Raw genomic sequence first — 26,775 nt, 5'->3', positions numbered from 1 at the left:
AGATGTAAGTTGAAGGGTCTATTATATGGGTAAGACATGAGAAAGGAGACTCACATAATGGAGTTTTTAAAAATTGAAAATTTATGCAAGGTCTACGGCAAGGGCGAAAACCAAGTTACCGCCCTTGACCATGTTTCGGTTGCAATTGAAAAGGGGGAGTTTACGGCAATCATCGGCTCCTCCGGCTCCGGCAAATCCACATTGCTTCACATCATCGGCGGCGTGGACGTGCCCACAAGCGGAAAGGTATATTTGGAGGGACAGGATGTATATGCCCAAAGCAATGAAAAACTCGCTATTTTCCGCAGGAGGCAGGTCGGGCTGATTTATCAGTTTCACAACCTTATTCCCACTCTGAATGTGGTGGAAAACATCACTTTGCCTATACTGATGGACAAGAGGAAGATCAACGAGGAACGGCTGAATGACTTGTTGGATCTGCTGGGGCTAAAAGACCGCAAAACTCATTTACCCAATCAGCTTTCGGGTGGTCAGCAACAGCGGGTTGCCATAGGACGCGCTTTGATGAACGCCCCGGCGGTCATGCTTGCCGACGAACCCACAGGCAGTTTGGATAGCCGAAATGGACATGAAATCATCAAACTGCTGAAAGAAAGCAATAAAAAATATGGGCAGACTTTGCTCCTCGTCACCCATGACGAAAATATCGCCCTGCAAGCAGACCGCATTATCGGCATATCAGACGGCAAAGTAGTGCGAGACGAGAGGGTGAGACCATGAACATTTTCAACAAGGTTACCCTGCAAAGCATGAAAAAAAGCCGTACCCGAACGATTGTCACGATTATCGGAGTTGTTCTGTCCGCCGCCATGATTACGGCAGTCGCTACCTTTGCCGTGTCCCTGCAAAGCTATATGATAAATGGTGCCGCTGCCAAATATGGTGATTGGCATATTGAAATCCCGGAGGCAGATTCCTCCATTGCGCAGAAACAGGCAGAGGACAGCCGAGTGGCAAATGTGGTAGCGCTACAGAACATCGGCTATGCCACACTGGAAGGGGGGCAAAATCCAGACAAGCCATATCTTTTTGTTACCGGATGGAACGAGGAAGCCTTGGATGCTCTGCCCATCAAGCTGCTTTCTGGCAGACTGCCGGAGAACAGCAGCGAAGTCGTGATACCAGCTCATATTGCGGCAAACGGCGGAGTGAAAATTTTGGTGGGTGACACACTCACTCTCTCAGTCGGCAACCGCATGAGTGTCGATCAGAAGCTCAGCCAGCACGATTCTTATTGTGCCGGGGAAGAAACGCTTGTACCTACGACAAAGAAAACATATACGGTTGTCGGCATCTGCCAACGACCGGCAATCGAGGAGTATGCTGCACCCGGATACACTTTAATCACAACAAAGGATACAGCCGCATCGGATAGTCTTACCGTATTTATCACGCTAAAGAACCCATATCAGGTTCATTCTTATGTAGACAGCATATCAGACAATAACAGTTACGTTTTGAACGATGATGTACTGCGCTTTATGGGACTTTCAGGGGAAAAGATACTTACAGTTCTCCTGTACTCCATTGGTGGCATTTTGATTGCCCTGGTTATGCTCGGCTCGGTGTTCCTGATTTATAATTCATTTGACATCTCATTGAATGAACGCACGCACCAGTTTGGAATACTCATGTCGGTAGGTGCCACGGAAAAACAGCTGCGTAATTCTGTGCTGTTTGAGGGACTTTGCATCGGTATAATCGGCATTCCGATCGGCATTTTGGTCGGGATACCAAGCATCAAACTTGTACTTTCCCTTGTGGCAAAGAATTTCGCAAATGTTATGTATGACAATGTATCGTTGACTTTGGTGGTGTCTGTTCCTGCTCTTGTTGCTGCAGCGGTTATCAGTATGATCACCATTCTAATTTCGGCCTATATTCCGGCAAAGAAGGCCGCCAGTACGCCTGTGATGGAGTGTATCCGCCAGACAAACGAGGTCAAGGTGGAAGCCAAAGCGATAAGAACCTCAAAGCTCGCGGAACGCCTTTACTGTTTAGAGGAAACACTTGCGTTAAAAAACTTTAAGAGAAACAGGCGGCGTTACCGCAGCATTATCCTGTCGCTTACGTTAAGCGTCGTGTTGTTTGTGTCGGCAAGCTCTTTCGGAACATATCTAAATAAGATTGCGGAGAATTCATCTGTGGTAGTTGAAGAATATGACATCTGTTTCTATACGCGAGACATGGAGGAAAGTGAACTGTTCCAGCTTTATGATGAGTTGAAAACCGTCGACAGCGTTACCAAAAGCTCTTATCAGGCACTTTCAACCTATTCCTGCGTGCTCAATGTAAGTGATTTATCAAGTCATTTTTTTGACGAGTACGGCGAGCCCATCGGTTATGATGGGGCAAGTGAAACGGTAGAAGTGTTGTTGGATATTCAGTTTGTTGAGGGTAGCGTCTATCAGAATCTGTTGGAAGGTCTTGGTCTGTCCGCAGAGGAATACACTGGACAGGACAAAAAAATGATCATGGCAGGAATTCTGCCCGGGAATTGGTATACGCAGGAACAGCCTATGGAATTTACGCTCCGCTCCAAGACCGGGGATCAGACGAAAACAATCCGTGCAACCTTTGTAAAAGACTACCCGGATCTGCTACCCACGGAGCCGGGTGAGTGGCCCGGATACACGCTTATGGTGATGGCTCCTTACGAGATAAAGCCGCAGTTTGACGCACTTGGTGCGACAGTAAAGCCTACAAAGCTGGGCATGACCTTCAAGTCGGAAAATCCTGGTCAGTCTACAGCTGAGATGCAGACGATGATTGATGGAGCCAGCATTACCGCCGACTATAATCTGTACAATGTCTATGAGATGCTGGAGCAAAACCGCAATATCACATTCATTGTCAATCTGTTCTCGGTTGTTTTTATTACGATGATTTCGCTAATCGCGGTTGCGAACGTCTTCAACACAATTTCCACCAATATCAAGCTGCGCAGACGGGAATTTGCCATGCTCCGTTCTGTGGGGATGTCCGACCGGGATTTCAATAAGATGATGCGCTTTGAATGCACTCTTTATGGAGCGCGGACGATGATTTTGGGGCTGCCCCTTTCAGGAGTCCTTTCCTGTCTGATTTATAAGGGTATGGTCGTCGGCGGGGCGGACAATATTGATTTTGTGTTTCCGTGGGGCAGTATGGCAATCAGCGTGTTTGGTGTGCTCTTTATTGTATTTATTACAATGCTGTATGCCACTAACAAGATAAAAAGAGAAAATATTATTGACGCGCTTCGGGATGATATAATTTGATTCAAAACCGATATTGACTTGATATAAAATTAAAAAAACATCTGTGCTATAAAGCAAATCCTCCAATAAAGATTATTTACAATTCATCGGTAATCGTTTTGCTATATGCTAAACAACTATGATTTTGTAAACATCCTTATTGGAGGATTGCTAAAGTCATCTGCTTTTTGTATTATATATAGTTAAGATATTTTTTAGCTAAAGATACCTTCCATACATCAGGACCTTCTTCTACATAATCCCATTCAAATTTACCATATCTTTTTTCTTCTAGATGGTCGAATACATGAGAAGGATCAGTATCATTCACTAATATCATCTTTTCACCTACAGGAAGTGAATCAAAACTATTTATAACCATATTATTTATATGACTTTGTTCATGACCTCGAGTATCTAATTCCATAATAGACATAAAAGAATCCCTCCTAATGGTTTTAGGTTATTATGCCCAAGAAAGAAAAAATATATTATTATAAAAAGTTACAAAATCCTACTTCAATTGGGTATAATCATAATTGAATGAAGTAATTAATAAAAAAGGAGTGGATTTTAATGAATTATAAGATGTTACATACCTGTATTAGGGTAATGGATTTAGAAAAATCTTTAAAGTTTTATAAAGAAGCTTTAGGACTAGTAGAAACTAGAAGAAGTGATTTTCCAGAAGATGAATTTACATTAGTGTTTTTAGCTGATGAAACAGGTAATTATGAAGTAGAATTAACATATAATTATAATCCAGAGAAACCTTATACAATAGGAGATGGATTTAGCCATATGGCATTTAACGTAGAGGATTTAGAAGGATCTCGTGAAAGACATAAGGAAATGGGTTATGAAGTTACAGAACTAATGGGACTTCCAGGAGAGAAGCCAAGATATTATTTTGTAACAGATCCAGATGGATATGATGTAGAAATCATAAGAGCTAAAAAATAAAGAAATACCCCCTAAATTTTTTAGGGGGTATTTCTTTGGACAAATGTCATAGAATCGTAATTTGTAATCCTTGTCCAGTTATAATATAATCTAATAAAATAACATAATTTTACTAGATTGGAGAGGATTGGAGATGAAAAGAAATATATGTAAGCTTATGGCTATAGGTGCTACTGTTTTAACTATAGGATTAAATACCACAATAGTTGAAGCTAAAACGGCCAGAACAGGTATGCAGTTTCTAACTAAATACAACACTAATGAAATAGTTTTAATAAATAATAAGCCTATAGAAATACCTATATATGCACAAGAAAAGGTAGAAGAATTTAGAGGAGTATGGGTGTCCACTGTATATAATTTAGACTTTTCCAAGAATGGATTAAATAAGGAAGTATATAAAGCTGAATATAGACAGCTTTTAAATAATCTAGAAAACCTAAATATGAATTCAGTTATATTTCAAGTAAGACCTAAATTAGATACATTTTATAAATCTAAAATCAACCCATGGTCAGAGTATCTAACAGGTAAGCAAGGACTAGATCCTGGTTGGGATCCTTTAGAGTGGATGGTAGAAGAAACTCATAAAAGAGGAATAGAGTTTCATGCTTGGTTTAACCCCTATAGAGTAACAACGGGAAGTGAAAAGTTATCAGACTTAGCCTTAAATAACTGGGCAAGACAAAATCCACAATATGTTTACAGCTTTGGTGGTAAGCTACAATTAAATCCAGGAGAACCAGAAGTTATTAAATATATTACCAATAGTGTAATGGAAGTAGTAGAAAACTATGATATAGATGCAGTACATTTTGACGACTATTTCTATCCCTTTAAATCAGGAAATGGGTGGTATTTTAAAGAAGAAGAAACTACATTTAAAAAATATGGTACTGAATTTAAAAATAAAGATGATTGGAGAAGAAATAATGTAGATACATTAATCGAAAACATACATAATTCTATTGAGTCTTATAACGAGAATAATAATAGAAATGTACAGTTTGGAATAAGTCCTTTTGGAATATGGGGGCATAAAGCATTGCATATGGAAGGAAGTTTAACTCCAGTAACTTCTAGGGCATCTTATGATGACCAATTTGCAGATACTAGAAAATGGGTAAAAAATAATTGGATAGACTATATAGCGCCACAAATATATTGGAGCTTTGATGAAAAGGCAGCACCCTATGGAGAATTAGTTAATTGGTGGTCAGATGCTGTAAAAGATACCGATGTTAATTTGTATATAGGACATGCTAACTATAGACAAGCAGATCCAAACAATAAAAATTTAAGTTGGATGAATCCTAAAGAAATTTCAAATCAGCTTAAATTCAATAGTCTATATGAAGAAGTAAAGGGAAGTATATTTTTTAGATACAAATCTTTAATTGAAAATACTAGTAATCCTGTAGTAAATAACCAGTGTATAAATATACTTAAAACCCAACACTTTACTAGTAAAGCCAATTTACCATCTAAAATATCTAAAATTGAAAATAAAGTACCAAATTCTTTATCTTTAAATAAATTAAAGTAAAATTCGTATCCAAGATTAAATTTTATATTTTACCATAATAATCCCATAATTCTATGTTATAATTAATAAAAAGCAATCATTAATATATCAAGAATTGTGGGATATTTAAATTTTTGCTTTTATTAATTAAAAGCGAAAGGGGAAAAATATGAACAAATTAAGAAGTAAAGGCAACAAGTATATAATACTTACAATTATTATGGCATTGGTTTTAGGAGTAACTGGATGTACCAGTGGAGAAAAGGAGATAGTTGCTAAAGTAAATGACCAAACTATAACAAAGGATGACTTATATAATATAATGGTGGAGCAATACGGAACACAAGCAATAGAGTATTTAATAAGTGAAAAGATAATTAAATCAGAGATTGAAAAAGAAAAAATTGAAATCGATGATGCAGAAGTAGAAGCTGAACTTAGTGTAGTAAAAAATTATTATGGAAGTGAAGATGCCTTTAATCAAGCCATAGGAGAATATGGTTTTGATATGGAAGATATTAAAAACGATATAATTATGAATTTACAAATAAAAAAACTTATGGAAGGTAAAGTTACAGTAACAGATGAAGATATAGATAATTACTTTAAAGAGAATAAGGAAACTTTTAACCAAGAAGAACAAGTAAAAGCAAGCCACATATTAGTAGAAACAGAGGAAACTGCTAAGGAAGTTAAAGAAAAGCTTTCCGCTGGTGAAGACTTTGCTAAACTTGCAAAGGAATATTCTACAGATGAGGGAACTAAAGAACAAGGTGGAGATTTAGGATATTTTGGAAAAGGGCAAATGGTAGAAGAATTTGAAAATACAGCATTTGCTTTGAAAATAGGAGAAATAAGCAATCCAGTTAAAAGTAAATTTGGGTATCATATAATAAAACTAGAAGATAAGCAAGAAGCTAAAGCAGCAAACTTAGAAGACAGTAAAGATGAAATAAAAGATATATTATTGGAAGAAAAGTTACCACAAGTATATCAAGAATGGTATGCAGAAAAGTATAAGGAATACAATATAGAAAACTATTTAGTAGAAACAGATAAATAATTAAAAACAAATCAGGTAATATTCATATGTATAGGTAATAGTAAAAAGGTATCATTAATATGATACCTTTTTTAATTGAATAATTCTAAAAAACTTAAATTTATAAAACTTTTTTAAAGCATTATACGTCTATATAGTGTAAGGCTTAAGCTTATGACAAGAGAAAGGAGAATTTCCCGGGATGGATGAAGATAGTATAGATGAACAAATTACAAACTATGTAATTGAAAACAAAGAAAGTCACTATAGATTGGTCTATACCTATGTAAGGAATATTGAGGATGCTTTAGATATTATACAAGAATCTATATATAAGGCTTTTTTATTTAAAGGTTCCTTAAAAAATATTGATTACATAAAGACTTGGTATTATAGAATTCTGGTAAATACTTCACTAGATTTTTTACGTAAAAGAAAGAGATTAGTTGTAGTAGATGATGAGACTTTATCTGGGTTTGATTTAGGTAAAATGGATATGTATGAAGATATTGATTTGAATACTGCAATTAAAGAGTTACCTGAAGATTATCGTATTATTATAATCCTAAGATATTTTGAAGACTTAAAGATAGGAGAAATTGCTGAGATTTTAAATCTAAATTTAAATACAGTAAAAACTCGATTATATAAGGGACTTGAAAAATTACGAATTAAAATAAATGATGAAGACCAGGAGGAGTAGTATGAATAATAAACTTGAAGAATCAAAAAAGGAATATATGAATATATCAATTCCAGATGAACTGGAATTTATAGTCAAAAAGTCAATTAAAGAGGGGAGAAAAAATAGTATGAAAAAAGATAATAAATATAAAATATTAAAAACCACAGCAGCGTCAGTAGCTGCAGCTGCATTATTAATAACAGCAGGAGTCAACACTAGTCCATCTCTTGCAGAGAATCTATCTGAAGTACCAATATTTGGTGGCATAGTCAAAGTATTGACATTTAGAGAGTATAAAATAGATAAAGATAAGTTTGATGCTAATATTAAGGTTCCTAAAATAGAAGGTTTAGAAAATGAAGAATTACAAAATAGAATAAACGAAAAATATATTAAAGAAAATAAAGAGCTATATGAAGCCTTTGTATCAGAAATGGAAAAACTTCAATCAAAAAATAGTGGAAATATAAGTATTAGTACGAACTATGAGGTAAAAACTGATAATGATAATATATTCTCCATAGGACGTTATATTGAAAGTACTTCAGGATCTTCAGACAGAAAAGTTAAGTATGATACCATTGATAAGAAGAATCAAATATTGATTACATTACCAAGTTTATTTAAGAATGAAAGCTATACAGAAGCAATAAGTGAAAATATAAAAGAACAAATGAGAGAACAAATGAAGGAAGACGAAAATAAAGTTTACTGGATTGATGATTTTGCTATGGATAGTGAATCAGAGTTTAAAAATATATCAAAGGAACAAAGTTTCTATATAAACCATGAGGGTAAATTAATAATTTCATTTGATAAATATGAAATTGCCCCTGGATACATGGGAACACAGGAATTTACCATACCAACAGAAGTAATAAAAGATATTTTAGTAAGTAGTGAATATATTAAATAATAAAATAAAATTTTTAATTTAGGAAAAACTAATATGAAAAAGGATTATAAGATTAATGTATAAGCTTATGATTCTTTTTATGTATTAATATTCTGTTAATTCTAGGTATAAGACCTTGACACTCTAAGTCTACTACTTTATTATATATACTAAAGTCAAAAAGAAAGAGGGGAAACATATGGCAAATAAAAAACCAACTAGAAAAGAGGCTTTGGAGTTATTTAAAAAATATAACAAATCAGATAGTCTACTACGCCATGGACTTTCAGTTGAAGCAACAATGAAACATTTTGCAGAGCTTTTTAATGAGGAAGATGTAGAGAAATGGTCAATAATAGGTCTTATTCATGATTTAGATTATGAGATGTATCCTAATGAACATTGTATAAAGGTTCAAGAAATTCTTAGGGAAGAATCATATCCAGAGGATTATATAAGAGCAATTGCTAGTCATGGTTATGAAATATGTGTAGATATAGAACCTGTAGAAAAAATGGAGAAAGTCCTATATGCCATTGATGAATTAACAGGGCTTATAACAGCAGTAGCTCTTCTTCGCCCAAGCAGATCTATCCTTGATTTAGAACCAAAATCAGTGAAGAAAAAGTGGAAAGACAAGGCTTTTGCAGCTGGAGTAGATAGAGCTATTATAGAGAAGGGTATAGAGATGTTAGGAATGGAAAGGGATGAGGTAATTAAAGAAACGATACTTGCCATGAGAAAAGTGGCTGATAAAATAGATTTACAGGGAAATCTATAAAATTTAAGAATGAAAAATTACTGGGTTTTTATGATATAATTAGGGTAGTAAATATTAAATGACAATATATAAGGAGAGATATTATGATAAAAAATTTAAAAGATAAAAACCCTAAAATCCATGAAGAAGCATTTATTGCTGAAACTGCCGATGTTTTAGGAGAGGTAACTATAGGTAAAGGTACTAGTATATGGTATGGAGCAGTAGTTCGAGGAGATATGAATACGATTGAAATTGGAAACTATAGCAATGTTCAAGATAACTCTAGTTTACATGTAGATACTAATGAACCTTTGAAAATCGGAGACTATACTACCATAGGACACAACGCAGTTGTTCATGGATGTACTGTAGGTAATAACTGTTTAATAGGAATGGGTGCTATAATTCTTAATAGTGCTGTTGTAGGAGATAACTGTATTATAGGGGCAGGAGCCTTGGTTACAGAAGGAGCAGTTATACCACCTAACTCTTTAGTATTAGGTTCTCCTGGAAAAGTAAGAAGAGAATTGACAGAAGATGACCTGAAGTCCATAAAAGACAATGCCATAAGATACGAAAAATTATGGAGAGAACAACATATATAAATTAAGTCTATTAAATTTAGAATGGCAATTAATATTTATTATAAAAATATATTAGAAGGTAGAACTATTTTTTCTAATATATTTTCTGGAACTAATCAGTCAATATAGCACAACTTCCTTAGGTGATTAAAGTTCTATGGTTTATTTAGAGTGAATAATATATGTTAAAACACAGTTTTAATATGTATATTAGTATCAAGGAGGGATGTTATGTTAACTAATCCAGTATTATTATCAGTATTAGTCATGGCTGTATTATGTTTATTAAGAGTAAATGTATTAATCGCACTTATTTTATCGGCATTGTTAGGTGGTGTATTATCTGGTATGTCAGTAGGTGATTCCATTGCTATTTTAATTAATGGAATGGGTGGAAGTGCAGAAACTGCACTATCATATATACTGCTTGGTGCTTTAGCAGTAGCAATTGGTAAGACAGGAGTTGCAGACATATTAGCTAGGAAAATAGGAAGGGTAATAGATGGTAGAAGAAGGCTATTTGTATTATTAATAGCTGGCGTGGCTTGTTTTTCCCAAAACTTAATTCCAGTCCACATAGCTTTTATTCCAATACTAATACCTCCATTAATACCTGTTATGAACAAATATAAAATTGATAGAAGAGGAGTAGCGTCAGCACTAACATTTGGACTTAAGGCTCCTTATATAATATTACCAGTAGGATTCGGACTCCTTTTTCACAACATAATAAGAGATGCTTTAATAGATAATGGAGTCTTTGTAGAAACAAATATGATTTGGAAGTCAATGTTGCTTCCAGGTATAGGAATGATAGTAGGATTATTTATAGCTGTGTTAATAAGTTATAAAAAACCAAGGGAGTATAAAGAGCTTGAATTACAAGAATCTGATACTAAAGATATAGAAGAACTAGGAGTAACAAGAGAACACTGGGCTGCATTAGTAGGAGCTGTAGCAGCATTTGTAATTCAAATTATAACAAAATCCCTTCCGCTGGGTGCCATAGTAGGATTAGCATTGATGATGATGCTAGGTGGATTTAAATGGAAAGAGCTTGATGAGATGATAAATGGTGGTATTGGATTAATGGGATTTATTGCTTTTGTAATGTTAGTTGCTTCAGGTTATGGTGCAGTTATTAGGGAAACAGGTGGGGTTGAATCTTTAGTAAAGGCGGCGGCAGGTATGATGGGAGGAAGTAAAGCAATAGCAGCATTTACAATGCTATTAATAGGGTTAATTATTACTTTAGGAATTGGTACATCTTTTGGAACAGTCCCAATAATTGCAACAATATTTGTTCCTCTGTGCATAGCATTAGGATTTAGTCCTGCTGCAACAATTTGTTTAGTAGGTACAGCAGGAGCATTGGGAGACGCCGGATCGCCTGCATCAGACAGTACATTGGGACCTACTGCTGGTCTTAATGTAGATGGTCAGCATGATCATATTTGGGATACTTGTGTACCTACATTTCTCCATTATAATATTCCATTATTAATATTTGGAACAATAGCAGCAGTATTACTTTAATTAGAATAATAAGTTAAGATAAATAGATAAAGGGATTAATCCCTTTATCTATTTCATAGTTTTTTCAACAAATGCAGGTTACTATTTGGTTATAATCTACTCTGTGATTCAGTTCTCCTGCCAGTTCTATAATATTTAACATATGTTCCAATTTTTCCTTTGTAATAATCAAATCTGGCTTCCAAGAGTTTTAAACCCCATATCTTTTTACTTAAGCAAGAATTTTAATATAAAAATATACTATTTAATATCACCATGAACTTCTTCTGAAAGAATTTCTTTTATTTTGTTTTTTTCATCCAATATCAAGATTGTAGGAATTGAATTTAATGCTTCATTTTTATCCATAAGGGCATAAGCCATAATTATAACAATATCACCAGGTTGTACCAAACGTGCAGCAGCACCATTTAAGCATATGACACCGCTTTCCTTTTCACCTTCTATTACATAAGTTTCAAGTCTTGCTCCGTTATTGTTATTTACTATATATACCTTCTCACCAGGCAATATACCAGATTTCTCTAAAAGCTCTCCATCTATGGTTATACTTCCTACATAATTTAAATTAGCTTCTGTTACAGTTGCTCTATGAATTTTTGATTTAAGCATTGTTAAATACATAATTATTCCCCCAAGATTATATTATCAATTAGTCTCGTGTTTCCAAACTTAACTGCCAATGCTACCAGAGTTTGTTTATTTATTATATCAACATCCTCAAATGTTTCAAAATCTACAATTTCTACATAGTCTATATTTGCTAGATTCATAGTACTAATCTTATCAACTATATATTTCTTTAACTCCAAGGCATTGTTATTACCACTTAGATACATGGATTTTATATCATTTAAGGATTGAGATAATACTAAAGCCTGTTTTCTTTCAAGCTCACTTAAATATACATTCCTTGAACTTAAAGCAAGACCATACTTATCCCTTACTATGGGACAAGAAACTATATTTATATCAAAATTCAATTCCTTAACTAGTTTTTTAATTATACTTAGCTGTTGTGCATCTTTTTGTCCAAAATAAGCATTATTAGGAGTAGTAATATTAAAAAGCTTAGTTACAACAGTAGTCACTCCCTTAAAATGAGTGGGACGAGAACTTCCACAAAGTTTTTTGGTTATATCTCCTTCAATATTTACATAGGTAGAATAATTATTTCCATACATTTCTTCTACAGTTGGTGCAAATATATAATCAACTCCATTATCATAGGCAAGTTTCATATCCTTATCTAAATCACGAGGATATTTATCCAAATCTTCATTGGGAGCAAATTGGGTTGGATTTACAAAAATACTTAATATAACAATATCATTTTCTTTCCTTGCTCTATTTATTAAAGAAATATGTCCTTCATGAAGGTAACCCATGGTGGGAACTAAGCCAATTGTGGAATTGTCTACTTTAGGTTTTATTTGTTTTCTTAAATCTTCAATAGTATTTAATAACATTTTTTCACCCCTAATATAATTTTTCAAGGATTTCGTCTGCTATGGAAAACGAATGTTCTGGTCTTGGAAAAGAGCCATTTTTCACTTCTTCAATATAATTACTTAATCCTTTATTTATTTCATCTTTTATATTTGCATATTTTTTTACAAATTTAGGAGTAAAATCAGAATAGATACCTAACATATCATTTATAACTAAAACCTGACCATCACATTTATTCCCTGCTCCTATGCCTATGGTAGGAATAGTAAGTTTGTTTGTGATTATCTCTGCCAGTTTTGCAGGTATACCCTCAAGGACTATTGAAAATACTCCAACCTTTTCCAATAATAAAGCATCATCTATTATTTTTTGCGCATCTTCTTCATTTTTACCTTGAACAGTAAAGCCTCCAAACATGTTTACAGACTGGGGAGTAAGTCCAATATGGCCCATTACTGGAATTTGCGCTTTTATAAGAGCTTCTACCTTATCAATTACATCTTTTCCGCCTTCAAGCTTTACACAATGGGCATTTCCTTCCTGAATTATTCTGCCAGCATTTCTTATGGTATCCTCTATACTAATGTGATAGGATAGAAATGGCATATCTCCAACTATTAGAGAATTTTGCGATCCTCTTGAAACAGCTTTACAATGATGAATAATATCATCGACAGTAACCTGAAGAGTGTTTTCATAGCCCAATACTACCATACCTAAGGAGTCACCAACAAGTAAAGAATTTATACCTGCTTCATCTAACAATTTAGCTGTAGAATAATCATAAGCAGTTAGCATTGTAATCTTTTCATTATTTTTTTTCATTTCCCAAAATGATCTTACTGTATTTTTACCCATTTTAATTCTCCTCCAATAGTTTTAATATTTGTAAAGCAACCTTCTCATCTAGATTTTTTCCTTCTGCTAATTTAACAGTAGAAATCCCTAGTTCCTTATAAAGTAAAGTGTTTTTAAAGTCATTTACCTCAAAGGAATCTAAATGCTTTCTTATAGTATTTATATCACCACGAGAGATAGGACCTGTAAGGGAATTTTTCGTTCCTAAATTTTTAATATTGTTTATACTGGAATCTATAAGGGGAGAAAAGCTATTGATTGCTAATTCCTCCGAAAGCCCTATATGTTTTAAGATGGAAAATCCATAGTCAAGAAGAGTAACTAAATAATTTGATACCACACATGCACCAGCATGATAAAGAGGTTTTTGCTCCTTATCTAGTATAAAATACTTATTTCTGCATTTATCTAGAACTTTTTTTATAACTGTTATGCCTTTATTATCCCCTTCTATAGAAAATACAGTATCTTTAAGCTTTTCCACCGTAGTATGTACATCTGTAAAAGTTTGTATAGGATGTAAGGAGATTATACTGGATGATTCATTTTTTAAAATCTCCAGTTCAGAGGAGGACAAAGCTCCACTCATATGTACAAATATCTTATCTTTATAATCAATATTGAGTTTAGAAATATTATTTGCTACTTCTTTAATAGAATCATCATTTACAGTGATGAATATAATATCAGCCTCTATGGTGTCCCCAAGGTTTTTAAATGCAGTTGAATCTGTAATATTTGCAGCATTTACTATCGATGAAAAAGAACGACTATAATATCCTAGTAAATTATAACTATATTTTTTGAGATACAGGCCAAATGAAATGCCTACCTTTCCAGCACCTATAAAAGAAATTTTCAATATATTCACCCCTTAGAAAAAATAAAAGTCTTTTTGGACATAACAAAAAGACTTGATGAATTTAAACTTATTAGCCCTGTCTTAGTCCAATGGATCAAAGCAGATATTATATTTAATTTTTGGCAGTAAGTGTATTATTTGTACAGCTCAAATAGATGCTGTCACAAACAGTTTAACATAGAAGGAGAATAATAATCAAGAGAAAAATATATTAAGAAATATAAAAGTAAATACATCTGTATTGACAGTTGTATTTACTTTTGTTATGATAATAAAAAATAATAGGAGGTTTTATGATGACAACTAATTTTACACAAATAATTACTCAAAATGCACCTACACCTGCAGGACCATATTCTCAAGGTATTATAACGGATAATTTTGTTTTTACTGCAGGGCAACGTCCGCAGGATCCAGTTACTGGTGAAATAAAGAAGGATATTAAAGAACAAACAAGACAGGTTATTGAAAATATTCAAGCTATTTTAAAAGAATCTGGATGTACATTAAAAGATGTAGTGAGGACAACTGTATATTTATCAGATATTAAATATTTTGATGAAATGAACTCTGTTTATAGAGAAATGTTTAGTGAGCCATTTCCAGTTAGAACAACTATGGGTGTTCAATTGAGAGGAATTGATGTTGAAATAGATGCAATTGCATTGAAAAAGTAAATTTTAGAGAGAAGGAACACAGTATGATAAACTATAAAGAAGAAATATTACGGTTGAAAGAGGAGAAGAATGCTGTAATACTTGCACATTATTATGTAAGGGATGAAATACAAGAAATAGCTGATTATGTGGGAGATTCTTATAATCTAAGTAAAATTGGATTAGAAGTAGATAATGAAGTGATTGTATTTTGTGGTGTCAGCTTTATGGCTGAAAGTGCAAAAATATTGTCTCCTCATAAAAAAGTCTTATTACCTAATACAGATGCAAAATGTTCTATGGTAGATTTAGCAACAAAAGAAGATGTGCTGAAGCTAAAGGAAATACATAAAGATGCTAAGATAGTTAGCTATGTAAATTCATCCACAGAGGTAAAAGCTATTTCAGATGTATGTTGTACATCTGCCAATGCCTATAATGTAGTAAATAATATAGATGCTGAAGAAATAATATTTATACCTGATAAACATTTAGGCAGTTGTATACAGGAAAAAGTGAAAGATAAGAAAATGATTTTATATGATGGATTTTGTTGTGTTCATAATAATATAAGAGCTAAAGATATTTTAGATTACAGGGAAAAAACAAATATGGATTTACATATATTGGTACATCCAGAGTGTAGAAAGGAAGTACGTGATTTAGCTGATTATATTGGAAGCACAGGTCAAATTATTGACTATGTAGGCACAACAAATCATAAGGATTTTTTAATTTTAACAGAAGATGGTATTCTTTATGAACTTAGAAATAGGTATAAGGATAGAAGATTTCATAACCTTGATATCATATGTAATCCAATGAAATGTATAACTATTGAAGATGTATATGAGAGTTTATTACATGATAAAAATCAAATTATTATTGATGAAGATATAAGGATTAGTGCGAGTAGGGCATTATTTAAGATGCTTGAGTTAGCTTAAAGTAATAAAGATTAATCAGAAGTATTGAAAAGTACTACTTGATAAAAAGAGGAGAGTATAGAATGAATTGGTTAATTGTAGATCAGATTATAAAAGATGCACTGATAGAAGATGCTATTTATAGTGATATTACTACATCTGCTATAGTTTCATATGATAGTAAATGTAATGTGGATTTAATATCTAAAGAAGATGGAATAATAGCAGGATTACCGGTTTTAAGAAGAGTATTTAATATTTTAGGAGATGTAGAGGTTGATTTCTTTGTAGCAGATGGAGATTCAATTAAAACTGGACAGGCTATTGGAATTTTAAAGGGAAGTACTTATAATATTTTAATAGGAGAAAGAATAGCATTAAACCTTCTGCAGAGAATGAGCGGAATTGCGACAATTACCAATAGAGCAGTGGAATTAGTTAAACATACTAATGCAAAAATATTAGATACTAGAAAAACCACTCCTAACTTGAGGATTCTTGAAAAATATGCTGTTGCGGTAGGTGGTGGTCATAATCATAGATTTAGTTTATCAGATGGAGTACTTATAAAGGATAATCATATAGAAGCAGCTGGGGGGATAAAGAAAGCGGTAAATAAAGTAAGAGAGAAGGTTTCCTTTGTAAGAAAAATAGAAGTAGAAGTAGAAAGTCTAGAGCAAATAGAGGAAGCCTTAAATGTGGGAGTAGATATTATAATGCTTGATAATATGGACACGGATACTATGAAGAAGGCTATAGAATTGATTAACCATAGAAGCATAACTGAGGCATCAGGCAATATAAGTTTAGATAATATAAGACAAATAGCAGAAACAGGCGTGGACTATATTTCATTAGGTATGCTTACCCATTCAGTTAAAGCTTTGGACATAAGCATGAAAAACTTAGTGTTAAAATAAGAGGATACTAACTTAACAAATGCTCTTTTCTTGACTTTTAATGGTAATGTAAAATAATCTGTGCTTTTACGAAATAAAATTCTCTTTTCTGGCAAGAATCAAAATATGATTTGAACCAGAAAGGAGAATTTTTTATGTCAACATTACCAAAAGAAGTTTTAAGAAATATGATTAGTGATGGAAATTTAACAACACCAGGAGATCTTCATTCATATCTAAAGGATATGTTTAAAGATGTACTTCAAGAGATGTTAGAGGCAGAACTTGAGGCAGAATTAAGGTACTCTAAAGGAGATAAAAAGAATAAACAAACAGATAATAGGCGAAATGGCTATACCCAAAAGACTGTAAAAACTCAATTTGGTGAAATTCCACTAGAAGTACCAAGGGATAGAAATGGTGAGTTTGAGCCAATTGTAATACCTAAAAATAAAAGAGATATTTCTGGTATTGAAGAAAAGGTAATAGCTCTTTATGGAAGGGGTATGTCAACTAGAGATATACACGAACAAATAAAAGATATATATGGAATAGAAATATCAGCCGAAATGGTAAGCAAAATGACTGATGGAATAATTCCACATATAAAAGAATGGCAGAATAGACCCCTAAATCCAATATATCCATTTGTATTTATGGATGCAATACATTATAAAGTAAGAGAAGATGGACAGATAAAAAGCAAAGCAGCTTATGTAGTTTTATGTGTTAATTTAGACGGATTTAAAGATGTTTTAGGGATTTGGATAGGTGAAAATGAATCAGCTAAGTTCTGGCTTGGAGTTTTGAATGATTTGAAAAATAGAGGTCTACAAGATGTATTAATATTTAGCGTAGATGGATTAACAGGGCTTAAAGAGGCAATAAATGCAGCATATCCTAATGCAGAAATACAAAGATGTGTAATTCATCAGCTTAGAAATTCTTTTAAATATGTTAGTTACAAGCATTCAAAGGAGTTTGCTAATGATTTTAAATCAGTATATAAGGCGATAAATGAAGAAGAAGCTCTTGAAAACCTTGGGGAACTTGAAAAGAAATGGGGAGATAAATACCCACATGCAGTTAAGAGTTGGGAGTCAAATTGGGATGTACTATCTCCATTTTTCAAGTATCCTCAGGAGATTCGAACCATAATGTACACTACAAATATAATAGAAGGTTTTCATAGACAGCTAAGAAAAGTAACCAAGACTAAAACTATGTTCCCATCTGATCAAGCTCTAGAAAAGATACTTTACTTAGCTAGTCAAAATACCATAAAGAAATGGACCAAAAGATATAAAAGCTGGGATTTAATTATAAATCAACTATCCATCTTCTTTGAAGAACGAGTAAATGTCCATCTTTAATGTAATTATACTGAGTGGCATATAAAAACCTTCTAAATCTGGAATTATGGGCGTTTAAATAGCTTGTAATACTGATTTAAAGCCTATAACTCCTTAAAAAACAAAAGAGTTTTTTATAAAAGTAAAGCTAAAATCCATTTGTAAAAAGTCATAGCATCACTTATATAAAATTATTGCCAAAACTATTCATTTTAATGCATAAAATAAAATAGTCTTGGCAAAGATAAAATCAAGATATTTAGTTGTAAGTTTTATCCAGTTTAATATTTCTTGTCAGATTAGAGATGAACGATTCTCTCTAAAGCACAAAGTTATTTACATTCTCACTTTAAATCTTTTTTGATTTTACCAGAAAGGAGCATTTGTTTTCATAAAAGCACAGATTATTTTACACTACCGATATAATTTTATCTTTTCATAGCTTTTTCAGCAAATTCAGTAGTTACTATTTTATTGTATTCTGCTCTTTGATCTAGTTCTCCTGCCAGTTCCATAATATTCATCATATGTTCCAATCCTTCCTCTGTAATAATCAAATCTGGTTTCCAAGAGTCTTGATCTCTATATCTCTCTATTAAAGAGATTAAAACATCTTTATCTGTATCGGGGAATTGGGGCATTACAGCATCAGCAATTTCTTCACTAGTATGTTCTTGAACCCAAACCATACCTTTATAAATTGCATTTGTAAATTTTTGAATTATATCAGGATTGTTTTCAATATATTCCTTAGTTGCAGAATAACAGGTATATGGCAAATATCCACCTTCTTCACCTATGGAAGCTACTACATAGCCTTTGTTCTCTTTTTCCAATGTAGCAGCAACAGGCTCAAATAATGCCACATAGTCACCTTCACCAGCCACAAATGCTCCAGCCATTACATCGAATTGTATGTCAGTTCGTACATTTACATCTTTACCTATTTCTAGTCCGTGGCTTTTGATTACATACTCTAAAGTCATTTCTGGCATACCGCCTTTTCTACCACCTATTACTGTTTTACCTTTAAGTTTATCGAAGGTAAAATTATCGTCCTTTTCTCTTCCTACTAAGAAAGAGCCATCTCGTTGAGTTAATTGTGCAAAGTTAATTACATAATTATCTCGCCCTTGGTTATATACATATACAGATGCTTCAGGTCCCATAAATCCAATTTCAGCTTCATTACTTAATAGAGAAGCCATAACCTTATCTGCACCTTTACCATTGATTAATTCAACTTTTAGTCCTTCTTCCTCAAAAAATCCTTTAGTAATGGCTACATATTGTGGTGTGTAAAATAGGGAGTGAGTAACTTCAACTAACCTAATGGTTTGTAACTCTGTGTTCTTCTTGCAGCCAACTAATCCAAATGATAGCACTATCACTAGGATTAATATAAATGAAACTTTTCTTAACATCTTATCCCTCCTAACATAATATGGGTATACGAAAGCTTTATTTAATGCTATAATATTCTAAAATAGGGTAAAGGTTACTAAATTAGTTATTAGGTTAGGAGGAATTAAATGAATATACCAAATATGATAACGATTTTAAGAATACTATTGATTCCAGTATATCTATACTTTTTTTATTCCAGTTTAAGAGAAAATATTTTATTAGCAGGAATCATATTTATTATTGCAGGAATTTCTGATGTTTTAGATGGATACATAGCAAGAAAATATAATTTAACGTCTAAACTTGGTATAGTTTTAGACCCTATTGCAGATAAATTAATGACATTTACTATTTTGATTAGCTTTACTACAAAAGGAATTATACCTCCTTGGATACTAATTGCCATAGGAATAAAAGAAATAGCAATGATTTTAGGTGGAGCAATATTGTATTTATTTAAAGGAAAACAAGTAATGCCTTCAAATAAATATGGAAAAGTAGCAACTTTATCCTTTTACGCTGCAACATTATCTGTAGTATTTAAATTTCCCGAGTTATTATCTAAAACCTTATTTTTCTTAACTGTAGTTTTAAATGTTATAGCTTTTATAAATTACTTTATAATTTATATAAAAATGAGGCATAATACATTAAATGATATAGTTGACAAATAAATTATATATATATATAATTGAATCAATAATTTTATATTCTGCTTTGATAAAGAGGAGTAAGTAAATATTCTTTACAGAGAAAGAGTTCTAGGCTGAAAAACTCTAAGTTAAATATTTACTGAAGGTAGCTTTAGAGCATTCAAGTTGAAATCAAGTAAACTTGAAGGGTTTTAGCCCTTATATTAGTTAAGAGCCATGATTTTTATGGAATTAAGGTGGTACCGCGAATTACCCTTCGTCCTTACAGTGTTAAGGATGAAGGGATTTTTTTATGACCTAACACAGCGAACAACAGTGAGTTGATGTAGGTCAAACGCACCTAGGCTGTCCGTTTTGTCTACAATTCGCTACGCTCATTGGACAAAAAGGCAATGAGCACCAAATCTATATGAGCATAGGGAGTAAATAGATTTGAGTTGCGAAACTGCGGCAAATAACCTAACACAGCAACTAAGTAAATATAAATAAGGAGTGATATTATGTTAGAAAATTTACCAAAGACCTATAATCCAAAGGACTTTGAAGATAGACTATATAAATATTGGAGTGATAATGGACATTTTGAGGCTCATGTTGATAAAACTAAAAAACCTTTTACAATAATGATGCCGCCACCAAATGTAACGGGAAATCTTCATATGGGTCATGCACTTAATAATACTATTCAAGATATTTTAACTAGATGGAAGAGAATGGAAGGATATTCAGCATTATGGCTGCCAGGCACAGACCACGCTAGTATATCTACTGAAGCAAAAGTAGTGGAGAAAATTAAAAAAGAAGGTAAATCTAAAGAAGAATTAGGTCGTGATGGATTTTTAGATGAAGCTTGGGATTGGACTCACAAATATGGGAATACAATAAAAAATCAACTTAAAAAACTAGGAGTTTCCTGTGATTGGAATAGAGATAGATTTACTTTAGACGAAGGATTAAGCAAGGCTGTAGAGGAAGTATTTATTAGATTATACGATAAAGGATTAATCTATAGAGGAGATAGAATAATTAACTGGTGTCCAAATTGTAAAACAGCCATATCAGATGCAGAAGTAGAACATGAGGATTCCAATGGCAGTATATGGCATATTAAATATCCTATTAAGGATAGTGATGGATTTATAGTTATAGCAACGACTAGACCAGAAACTATGTTGGGAGACTTAGCTGTAGCTGTAAATCCAGAGGATGAAAGATATAAAGACCTTGTGGGAAAAATATTGATTCTACCTCTTATGAACAGAGAAATCCCTATTATAGCAGATGATTATGTAGAAATGGAATTTGGAACAGGGGCAGTTAAAATAACTCCATCCCACGACCCTAATGATTTTGAAGTAGGAGAAAGACACAATTTAGGTCAATATATAATAATGAATGAAGATGGAACTATTGGTTCTAAAGGTGGAATATATGAAGGATTAGAAAGATATGAGGCTAGAAAAAAAATAGTTGAAGACTTAGAGAAACAAGGATATTTAGTAGAAATAAAGGATCATCAAAATGCAGTAGGTCATTGTGAAAGATGTACTACTATTGTAGAACCTCTTATTTCAAAGCAATGGTTTGTAAAAATGGAGACCTTAGCTAAACCAGCCCTTGAAGCATATAAAAGAGGAGAACTAAACTTCATACCTGAAAGATTTGGTAAAGTTTATGTAAATTGGTTAGAAGGTATAAAAGACTGGTGTATTTCTAGACAATTATGGTGGGGACATAGACTTCCCGTATATTATTGTGAAGATTGTGATGAGATTATAGTATCAAGAATAGAACCAGAAAAGTGTAGTAAATGTAATAGTACAAAGTTACATCAAGATACTGATACATTAGATACCTGGTTTTCATCTGCTTTATGGCCTTTTTCTACTTTAGGTTGGCCAGAGAAAACTGAAGATTTAAGTTACTTTTTTCCAACAGATGTATTAGTAACTGGATACGATATTATATTTTTCTGGGTAGTTAGAATGGTATTTTCAAGTATGGAACAAATGGGAGAAGTTCCATTTAAAGATGTATTCTTTACAGGACTTGTTCGAGATTCACAAGGAAGGAAGATGAGTAAATCTTTAGGAAATGGTATAGATCCATTGGAGATAATAGATGAATATGGTGCAGATGCGCTTAGATTTACGTTAGTTACAGGGAATTCCCCAGGAAATGATATGAGGTTCTATATTGAAAGAGTAGAAGCCAATAGAAATTTTGCCAATAAATTGTGGAATGCCACTAGATTTGTTTTAATGAATCTTGAAGAAAATGTGGCTAAAGAACAGCTAATTTTAGATAAATTAGAAGAAGAGGATAGATGGATTTTATCTAAATTAAATTCTGTAATTAAAGAGGCAACAGAAAATTTAGATAAGTATGAAATAGGTATGGCGGCAGAAAAGATATATGATTTTATTTGGGATGAATACTGTGATTGGTATATAGAAATGGTTAAATCTAGATTATATGGTGAGGATAAAGAAAGTAAAGAAACAGCAGAAAAAGTTTTATTATTTGTTCTAAAGGATATATTAAAACTGCTTCATCCATTGATGCCATTTATTACTGAAGAGATTTGGCAGCATTTACCAGATAACAATAATCCTTTAATATTAAGTGATTGGCCAGTATATAAGGAAGAATTTAACTTCCCCAAATCAGAAGAAGTAATTGAATTTATTAAATCAGGAATAAAGGGTATAAGAAATGCAAGAGCAGAAATGAATATTGTACCTTCTAGAAAATCTAAACAAATATTTGTGACTAAAGATGAAAATATAAAAAATATCATCAATAATGGAAAAAGATATTTTTTAAATCTTGCATCAAGTGATGAAATAGAAGTAATAGATACAAAAGAAGGTATAGGAGAAGATAATATTTCTGTAGTCTTAGATAAATGTGAAGTGTTTTTACCTTTAAAGGATTTAATTGATTTTGAGAAGGAAATTGAAAGATTGGAAAAAGAAAAGGAAAAACTTGAAGGTGAGATAAAAAGGGTAGTAGGCAAATTATCTAATGAAGGATTTGTTAAAAAGGCTCCTGAAAAAGTAGTGAACGAAGAAAAAGAAAAACAAAGAAAATATGAAGAAATGCTTCAAAATGTAATCGAAAGACTTGAAAGCATACAATCTAATAAATAAACGGGAGGGCAAAATGAAATATCAAGAGGCTTTAAAATATATAAATGATAAAGATAAATATGGTTCAAGGCTTGGACTTGATTCAATAGGAAAGCTTATGAGTCTCTTAGGAAACCCGCAAGAAGGATTAAAATATATTCATATAGGAGGAACCAATGGAAAGGGTTCTACTTCGTCTTATATGGCTCATTGTCTAGAAGCAGGTGGTTATAAGGTGGGGCTATTTACCTCACCTTATATAGAAAGATTTAATGAACGTATTCAAATAAATGGACAAGATATACCAGATGATACATTAGGAAGAATAACTGGAGTTATTAAAGAAAAAGCTAATATTATGGTACAAGAAGGCTATGAACATCCTACTACTTTTGAAATAGTTACTGCCATAGGTTTTATGTTTTTTAAAGAGGAGGAAGTTGATTATGTAGTTTTAGAAGTAGGTTTAGGTGGTAGATATGACTCCACTAACGTTATTTCATCACCTTTAGCATCAATAATTACTACTTTGGATTATGATCATATTGATGTTTTAGGAGATACATTAGATAAAATTGCTTATCAAAAAGCAGGAATAATAAAAGAAAATAGCATAGTAGTATCTTATCCTCAAGAAATAGAGGCATTGGAAGTTATAAAGAAAGTTGCAGAAGAAAAAAACTCAGATTTTTATTTATGTCCTATGGAAAATATTGTAGTTAGAGAAATAGATATTTCAGGTTGTATCTTTGACTTCAACTATGAAAATATAAAGCTACAATCTCTTAAAATATCTATGCTAGGTGAATATCAAGTCTATAATGCCACATTGGCTTTAACTACATTATTGATTTTAAGAGAAAAGAAACTAGTGAATATTTCAGAAGAACAAATTAGGGTAGGATTAGAAAAAACAAAATGGCCTGGAAGATTGGAAGTAATGAGAAATAACCCAACATTTTTAATAGATGGAGCACATAATGTTCAAGGAATCCAGCAATTAAAGAAGGCTCTTAGTCTATTTAAGTATAACAAACTAATTCTTGGATTGGGAATATTAAAAGATAAAGACTCATCACATATGGTTGAGCTATTGGCACCTTTAGCAGATAAAATTATAGCTACAGAGGTAAATATGCCAAGAAAGTTAGATGCAGAAGACTTAGCTAAGGAAATATCTAAATACAATCAAAATGTTTTTGTAGAAAAGGATATAAAGAAAGCCATAGAAAAAACCTTAGAATTAGCCAAAGAAGATGATATGATAGTATTTGGTGGTTCTTTGTATTTAATAGGAGAAGTAAGAACTTTAATAAGACTACTGTAGATTTTCTACAGTAGTCTTATAACATAAATTTTTATGATTTTCAAAAAAAGGCTTTATTTACAAGCCTTTTTTATATTTCACCAATATATACTTACCTGCATAAATTACATATACAGGGGGTGATATATTGAATGAAGATAGAATACTAGTGGCCAACACTGGTGAAGATAGTTTAACTTTAAAAGATTTTAAAGATGATTCTAAGTCTAAAACCATACTTTTATCTAAACTTACAGGGAAAGAAATAGACAATTCCATATTGGAAAATAGCAAACTAGGACCTTATGATATGATTAAAGGAGAAGGAGAAAACATATATATTACAAATTCCTATGATAATTCTATTATGAAAATAGATTTAGTAAGTGAGGAGCTGCTGGGATTCATTAAAATAGGTAAAAATCCTACTTCTATTAAAAAGTTTCAAGGTAAAATTTATATAGCAAATAGTGATTCCAACTCTATTTCTGTAGTTGATGAAAATACATTTTCATTAATAGAAGATATATCTGTAGGAGAAAGACCTACTGATATTCAAATTGATGAAATAGGTTTAAAAGTATTTATTGCCAATGGAAATTGTTATACAATAAATATTTTGGATTTAAATAATGAAAAGATTTCCTCTATAATTTTAACTAAGCAACCCATAAAAATGATAATAGAAAATAATAGATTGTTCATTCTTTCATATAAAGGAAATGGAACTGACAACTATAGTAATCTATCAGAAATAGAAACAGAAAACAACAAGACAAAAATAAGTATAGATTTAAAAGGCATATATGCTAATTTTGTAAAAATAAAAGGTAAAGATTTATTTTATCTTTCAAATGTGGAAAATGGATATATTTATAGAATATCCATAGGTAAAGAAATAAATATTTCAAGATTTTACTTAGGTGGGATGCCGAATAATATTAAATGGAATGGAAAGACAAATCTTTATATCACCAATATTTTAGATGATAATTTAAGTGTGATTCAAGAGTTAAATGGTTTAAGTATAAAAAACATTAGAGTAGGAAAAGAACCGAATGGGATTCTCCTACTCTAATGGGGTGGTTTGTTCATCTGTAAGTATATTAATTATATTTTGATAAATAGCTTCAGGATTCTTCTTCCATTTATCACAAATTAAATCCACCTGTTTTTTTGTGGCTACATCTAAATAAATACTAAATAAAGTATCTTCATTTTCAACTAACTTTAAATTTACCACATATAAATTATTATTTTTTTGAAAATAATCTGTAACTACTTGTGTTTCAACTTTCTTCTCTTTTTCTAATTTGTTAAATTCTTTATTTAACTCTTCTTTAATTTTAACTGGAATTCTTTCTTCAAAATAAGATAAAGCTATTTCTCCTTTTTCTAATAGTATATATACATCCTTAGAATCCTTATTTTCTATTTGGATAAAATTAGAATTAATTAGTTCACTTAAATATTGTTGTACTAAGAAAAAATTCATATAGTTCTTTTCTAATACAAATTCTGTTATTTCAGAATTTGTAAATTCCTTATCAGACAATCTTATTAAATATAATAAAAGGAGTTTGTTTTGTGCTAATTCTTCAGTGTTCTCTATAAACATTTTTTAACACCTCTTTTCATGTATTACATGAATATATTATAGCATAATAAATAGTAAATAGAGAAGTGGAATTCCACTTCTCTATTTTAAAATATTATTTTAAACTAAATTATTTTCCAGCTAATTGATTTTGAGCAGATTCAACTAATTTTTTAACCATATATCCGCCTACATAACCATTTTGTCTTGAAGTCAAATTACCTTTATCTATTGAATCATAATTTGACATTCCTAATTCATTTGCTATTTCTAATTTCATTTGATTTAAGGCTGCTCTAGCTTCTGGAACAACTATTTTATTACTATTATTGTTATTAGCCATTTTTCAAACCTCCTTAATTCAACAACTTATTTTGTCGTTGTGGTATTAATATAACCCTTTTGGAAGTAGATATACTGGTA

Annotated in this window: 26 protein-coding genes and 1 other annotated feature; of the genes, 18 read left to right on the top strand and 8 right to left on the bottom strand. The window is 32.0% G+C overall.

Translation table 11 applies throughout. The annotated features are described in order from the left end of the window. Nucleotides 1-57: 57 nt before the first annotated feature. Both KQI41_RS13285 and KQI41_RS13280 read left to right on the top strand, forming a co-directional pair. Nucleotides 58-741, top strand: a complete 684-nt coding sequence (locus KQI41_RS13285) for an ABC transporter ATP-binding protein (protein WP_154442505.1) — start codon at nt 58-60, stop codon at nt 739-741. Continuing rightward, complete coding sequence (locus KQI41_RS13280) at nt 738-3,281, top strand: ABC transporter permease (protein WP_216585465.1); 2,544 nt, start codon at nt 738-740, stop codon at nt 3,279-3,281. The genes KQI41_RS13285 and KQI41_RS13280 overlap by 4 nt, the downstream gene beginning before the upstream one ends. 172 nt (nt 3,282-3,453) lie before the next feature. On the opposite strand, the gene KQI41_RS13275 is transcribed toward KQI41_RS13280, so the two are convergent. Further along, nucleotides 3,454-3,696 (bottom strand): DUF2249 domain-containing protein, encoded by a 243-nt coding sequence (locus KQI41_RS13275; protein WP_154442501.1) that lies wholly within the window; start codon nt 3,694-3,696, stop codon nt 3,454-3,456. Nucleotides 3,697-3,836: 140 nt separating this feature from the next. On the opposite strand from KQI41_RS13275, the gene gloA reads away from it, so the two are divergent. The 8 genes from gloA (at nt 3,837) to KQI41_RS13235 (ending at nt 11,253) form a co-directional block, all read left to right on the top strand. Beyond that, entirely contained in the window at nt 3,837-4,223 is a 387-nt protein-coding gene (gene gloA, locus KQI41_RS13270; RefSeq protein WP_154442499.1) for a lactoylglutathione lyase, read from the top strand. A 133-nt stretch (nt 4,224-4,356) separates the two neighbouring features. Beyond that, entirely contained in the window at nt 4,357-5,769 is a 1,413-nt protein-coding gene (locus KQI41_RS13265) for a glycoside hydrolase family 10-like protein (RefSeq protein WP_154442497.1), read from the top strand. A 148-nt stretch (nt 5,770-5,917) separates the two neighbouring features. Beyond that, the gene (locus tag KQI41_RS13260; protein WP_154442495.1) at nt 5,918-6,811 is read left to right on the top strand and encodes a peptidylprolyl isomerase; all 894 of its coding nucleotides are present in this window, start codon (nt 5,918-5,920) and stop codon (nt 6,809-6,811) included. 181 nt (nt 6,812-6,992) lie between these two features. Next, entirely contained in the window at nt 6,993-7,493 is a 501-nt protein-coding gene (locus KQI41_RS13255; protein ID WP_154442493.1) for an RNA polymerase sigma factor SigV, read from the top strand. Nucleotide 7,494: 1 nt separating this feature from the next. Beyond that, on the top strand, nt 7,495-8,391 hold the full coding sequence (gene rsiV, locus KQI41_RS13250; protein ID WP_154442491.1) for an anti-sigma-V factor RsiV: 897 nt from the start codon (nt 7,495-7,497) through the stop codon (nt 8,389-8,391). Between the two features lie 178 nt (nt 8,392-8,569). Then, entirely contained in the window at nt 8,570-9,151 is a 582-nt protein-coding gene (locus tag KQI41_RS13245) for an HDIG domain-containing metalloprotein (RefSeq protein WP_154442489.1), read from the top strand. An 83-nt stretch (nt 9,152-9,234) separates the two neighbouring features. Further along, nucleotides 9,235-9,738, top strand: a complete 504-nt coding sequence (locus KQI41_RS13240; RefSeq protein WP_154442487.1) for a gamma carbonic anhydrase family protein — start codon at nt 9,235-9,237, stop codon at nt 9,736-9,738. Nucleotides 9,739-9,948: 210 nt separating this feature from the next. Next, nucleotides 9,949-11,253 (top strand): Na+/H+ antiporter family protein, encoded by a 1,305-nt coding sequence (locus KQI41_RS13235; protein WP_154442485.1) that lies wholly within the window; start codon nt 9,949-9,951, stop codon nt 11,251-11,253. Nucleotides 11,254-11,493: 240 nt separating this feature from the next. Here the strand turns inward: KQI41_RS13235 and panD are convergent, their stop codons facing one another. Genes panD through KQI41_RS13215 form a run of 4 tightly spaced genes read right to left on the bottom strand, consistent with a single transcriptional unit; the run spans nt 11,494 to nt 14,425 of the window. Then, nucleotides 11,494-11,877, bottom strand: a complete 384-nt coding sequence (gene panD, locus KQI41_RS13230; RefSeq protein ID WP_154442483.1) for an aspartate 1-decarboxylase — start codon at nt 11,875-11,877, stop codon at nt 11,494-11,496. Between the two features lie 2 nt (nt 11,878-11,879). Then, nucleotides 11,880-12,722 carry a pantoate--beta-alanine ligase gene (gene panC / locus KQI41_RS13225; RefSeq protein WP_154442481.1) on the bottom strand — a complete coding sequence of 281 codons (843 nt, stop codon included), beginning with the start codon at nt 12,720-12,722 and terminating at the stop codon, nt 11,880-11,882. Nucleotides 12,723-12,732: 10 nt separating this feature from the next. Then, on the bottom strand, nt 12,733-13,563 hold the full coding sequence (panB, locus tag KQI41_RS13220; protein WP_154442479.1) for a 3-methyl-2-oxobutanoate hydroxymethyltransferase: 831 nt from the start codon (nt 13,561-13,563) through the stop codon (nt 12,733-12,735). A gap of 1 nt (nt 13,564) precedes the next feature. Further along, complete coding sequence (locus KQI41_RS13215; protein WP_154442477.1) at nt 13,565-14,425, bottom strand: Rossmann-like and DUF2520 domain-containing protein; 861 nt, start codon at nt 14,423-14,425, stop codon at nt 13,565-13,567. A gap of 296 nt (nt 14,426-14,721) precedes the next feature. Here KQI41_RS13215 and KQI41_RS13210 point away from each other — a divergent pair, with 296 nt between their 5' ends. The 4 genes from KQI41_RS13210 to KQI41_RS13195 all read left to right on the top strand — a co-directional run bounded on the left by KQI41_RS13210 (nt 14,722) and on the right by KQI41_RS13195 (nt 18,279). After that, the gene (locus KQI41_RS13210) at nt 14,722-15,102 is read left to right on the top strand and encodes a RidA family protein (RefSeq protein ID WP_154442475.1); all 381 of its coding nucleotides are present in this window, start codon (nt 14,722-14,724) and stop codon (nt 15,100-15,102) included. A 23-nt stretch (nt 15,103-15,125) separates the two neighbouring features. Continuing rightward, nucleotides 15,126-16,028, top strand: a complete 903-nt coding sequence (gene nadA / locus KQI41_RS13205; RefSeq protein ID WP_154442473.1) for a quinolinate synthase NadA — start codon at nt 15,126-15,128, stop codon at nt 16,026-16,028. A gap of 62 nt (nt 16,029-16,090) precedes the next feature. Beyond that, a complete protein-coding gene (gene nadC, locus KQI41_RS13200; protein WP_154442471.1) occupies nt 16,091-16,927 on the top strand; it encodes a carboxylating nicotinate-nucleotide diphosphorylase in 837 nt (278 codons plus the stop codon). Nucleotides 16,928-17,061: 134 nt separating this feature from the next. Beyond that, a complete protein-coding gene (locus KQI41_RS13195) occupies nt 17,062-18,279 on the top strand; it encodes an IS256 family transposase (RefSeq protein ID WP_216585464.1) in 1,218 nt (405 codons plus the stop codon). Between the two features lie 407 nt (nt 18,280-18,686). Here KQI41_RS13195 and KQI41_RS13190 read toward each other — a convergent pair whose 3' ends face one another. Beyond that, nucleotides 18,687-19,682, bottom strand: coding sequence for an ABC transporter substrate-binding protein (locus KQI41_RS13190; RefSeq protein ID WP_154439780.1), 996 nt, complete (start codon nt 19,680-19,682; stop codon nt 18,687-18,689). Between the two features lie 108 nt (nt 19,683-19,790). On the opposite strand from KQI41_RS13190, the gene pgsA reads away from it, so the two are divergent. From pgsA to KQI41_RS13170, 4 genes are all read left to right on the top strand, one after another. Beyond that, entirely contained in the window at nt 19,791-20,339 is a 549-nt protein-coding gene (pgsA, locus tag KQI41_RS13185; protein WP_154439781.1) for a CDP-diacylglycerol--glycerol-3-phosphate 3-phosphatidyltransferase, read from the top strand. Between the two features lie 34 nt (nt 20,340-20,373). Then, nucleotides 20,374-20,585: a binding site (T-box leader), on the top strand. A 233-nt stretch (nt 20,586-20,818) separates the two neighbouring features. Beyond that, nucleotides 20,819-23,470, top strand: a complete 2,652-nt coding sequence (locus tag KQI41_RS13180) for a valine--tRNA ligase (RefSeq protein ID WP_154439782.1) — start codon at nt 20,819-20,821, stop codon at nt 23,468-23,470. 13 nt (nt 23,471-23,483) lie between these two features. Continuing rightward, the gene (locus KQI41_RS13175; RefSeq protein ID WP_154439783.1) at nt 23,484-24,776 is read left to right on the top strand and encodes a bifunctional folylpolyglutamate synthase/dihydrofolate synthase; all 1,293 of its coding nucleotides are present in this window, start codon (nt 23,484-23,486) and stop codon (nt 24,774-24,776) included. A 127-nt stretch (nt 24,777-24,903) separates the two neighbouring features. Continuing rightward, nucleotides 24,904-25,833, top strand: coding sequence for a YncE family protein (locus KQI41_RS13170; protein WP_154439784.1), 930 nt, complete (start codon nt 24,904-24,906; stop codon nt 25,831-25,833). Here the strand turns inward: KQI41_RS13170 and KQI41_RS13165 are convergent. Beyond that, nucleotides 25,825-26,373, bottom strand: coding sequence for a DUF4364 family protein (locus KQI41_RS13165; RefSeq protein ID WP_154439785.1), 549 nt, complete (start codon nt 26,371-26,373; stop codon nt 25,825-25,827). The genes KQI41_RS13170 and KQI41_RS13165 overlap by 9 nt on opposite strands. Nucleotides 26,374-26,482: 109 nt before the next feature. After that, on the bottom strand, nt 26,483-26,695 hold the full coding sequence (locus KQI41_RS13160; protein ID WP_154439786.1) for an alpha/beta-type small acid-soluble spore protein: 213 nt from the start codon (nt 26,693-26,695) through the stop codon (nt 26,483-26,485). Nucleotides 26,696-26,775: the final 80 nt, after the last annotated feature.

The organism is Tissierella pigra (assembly GCF_018917845.1).
GTDB classification, from domain to species: domain Bacteria; phylum Bacillota; class Clostridia; order Tissierellales; family Tissierellaceae; genus Tissierella; species Tissierella pigra.
This window is presented reverse-complemented; position numbering and strand designations above follow the sequence as displayed.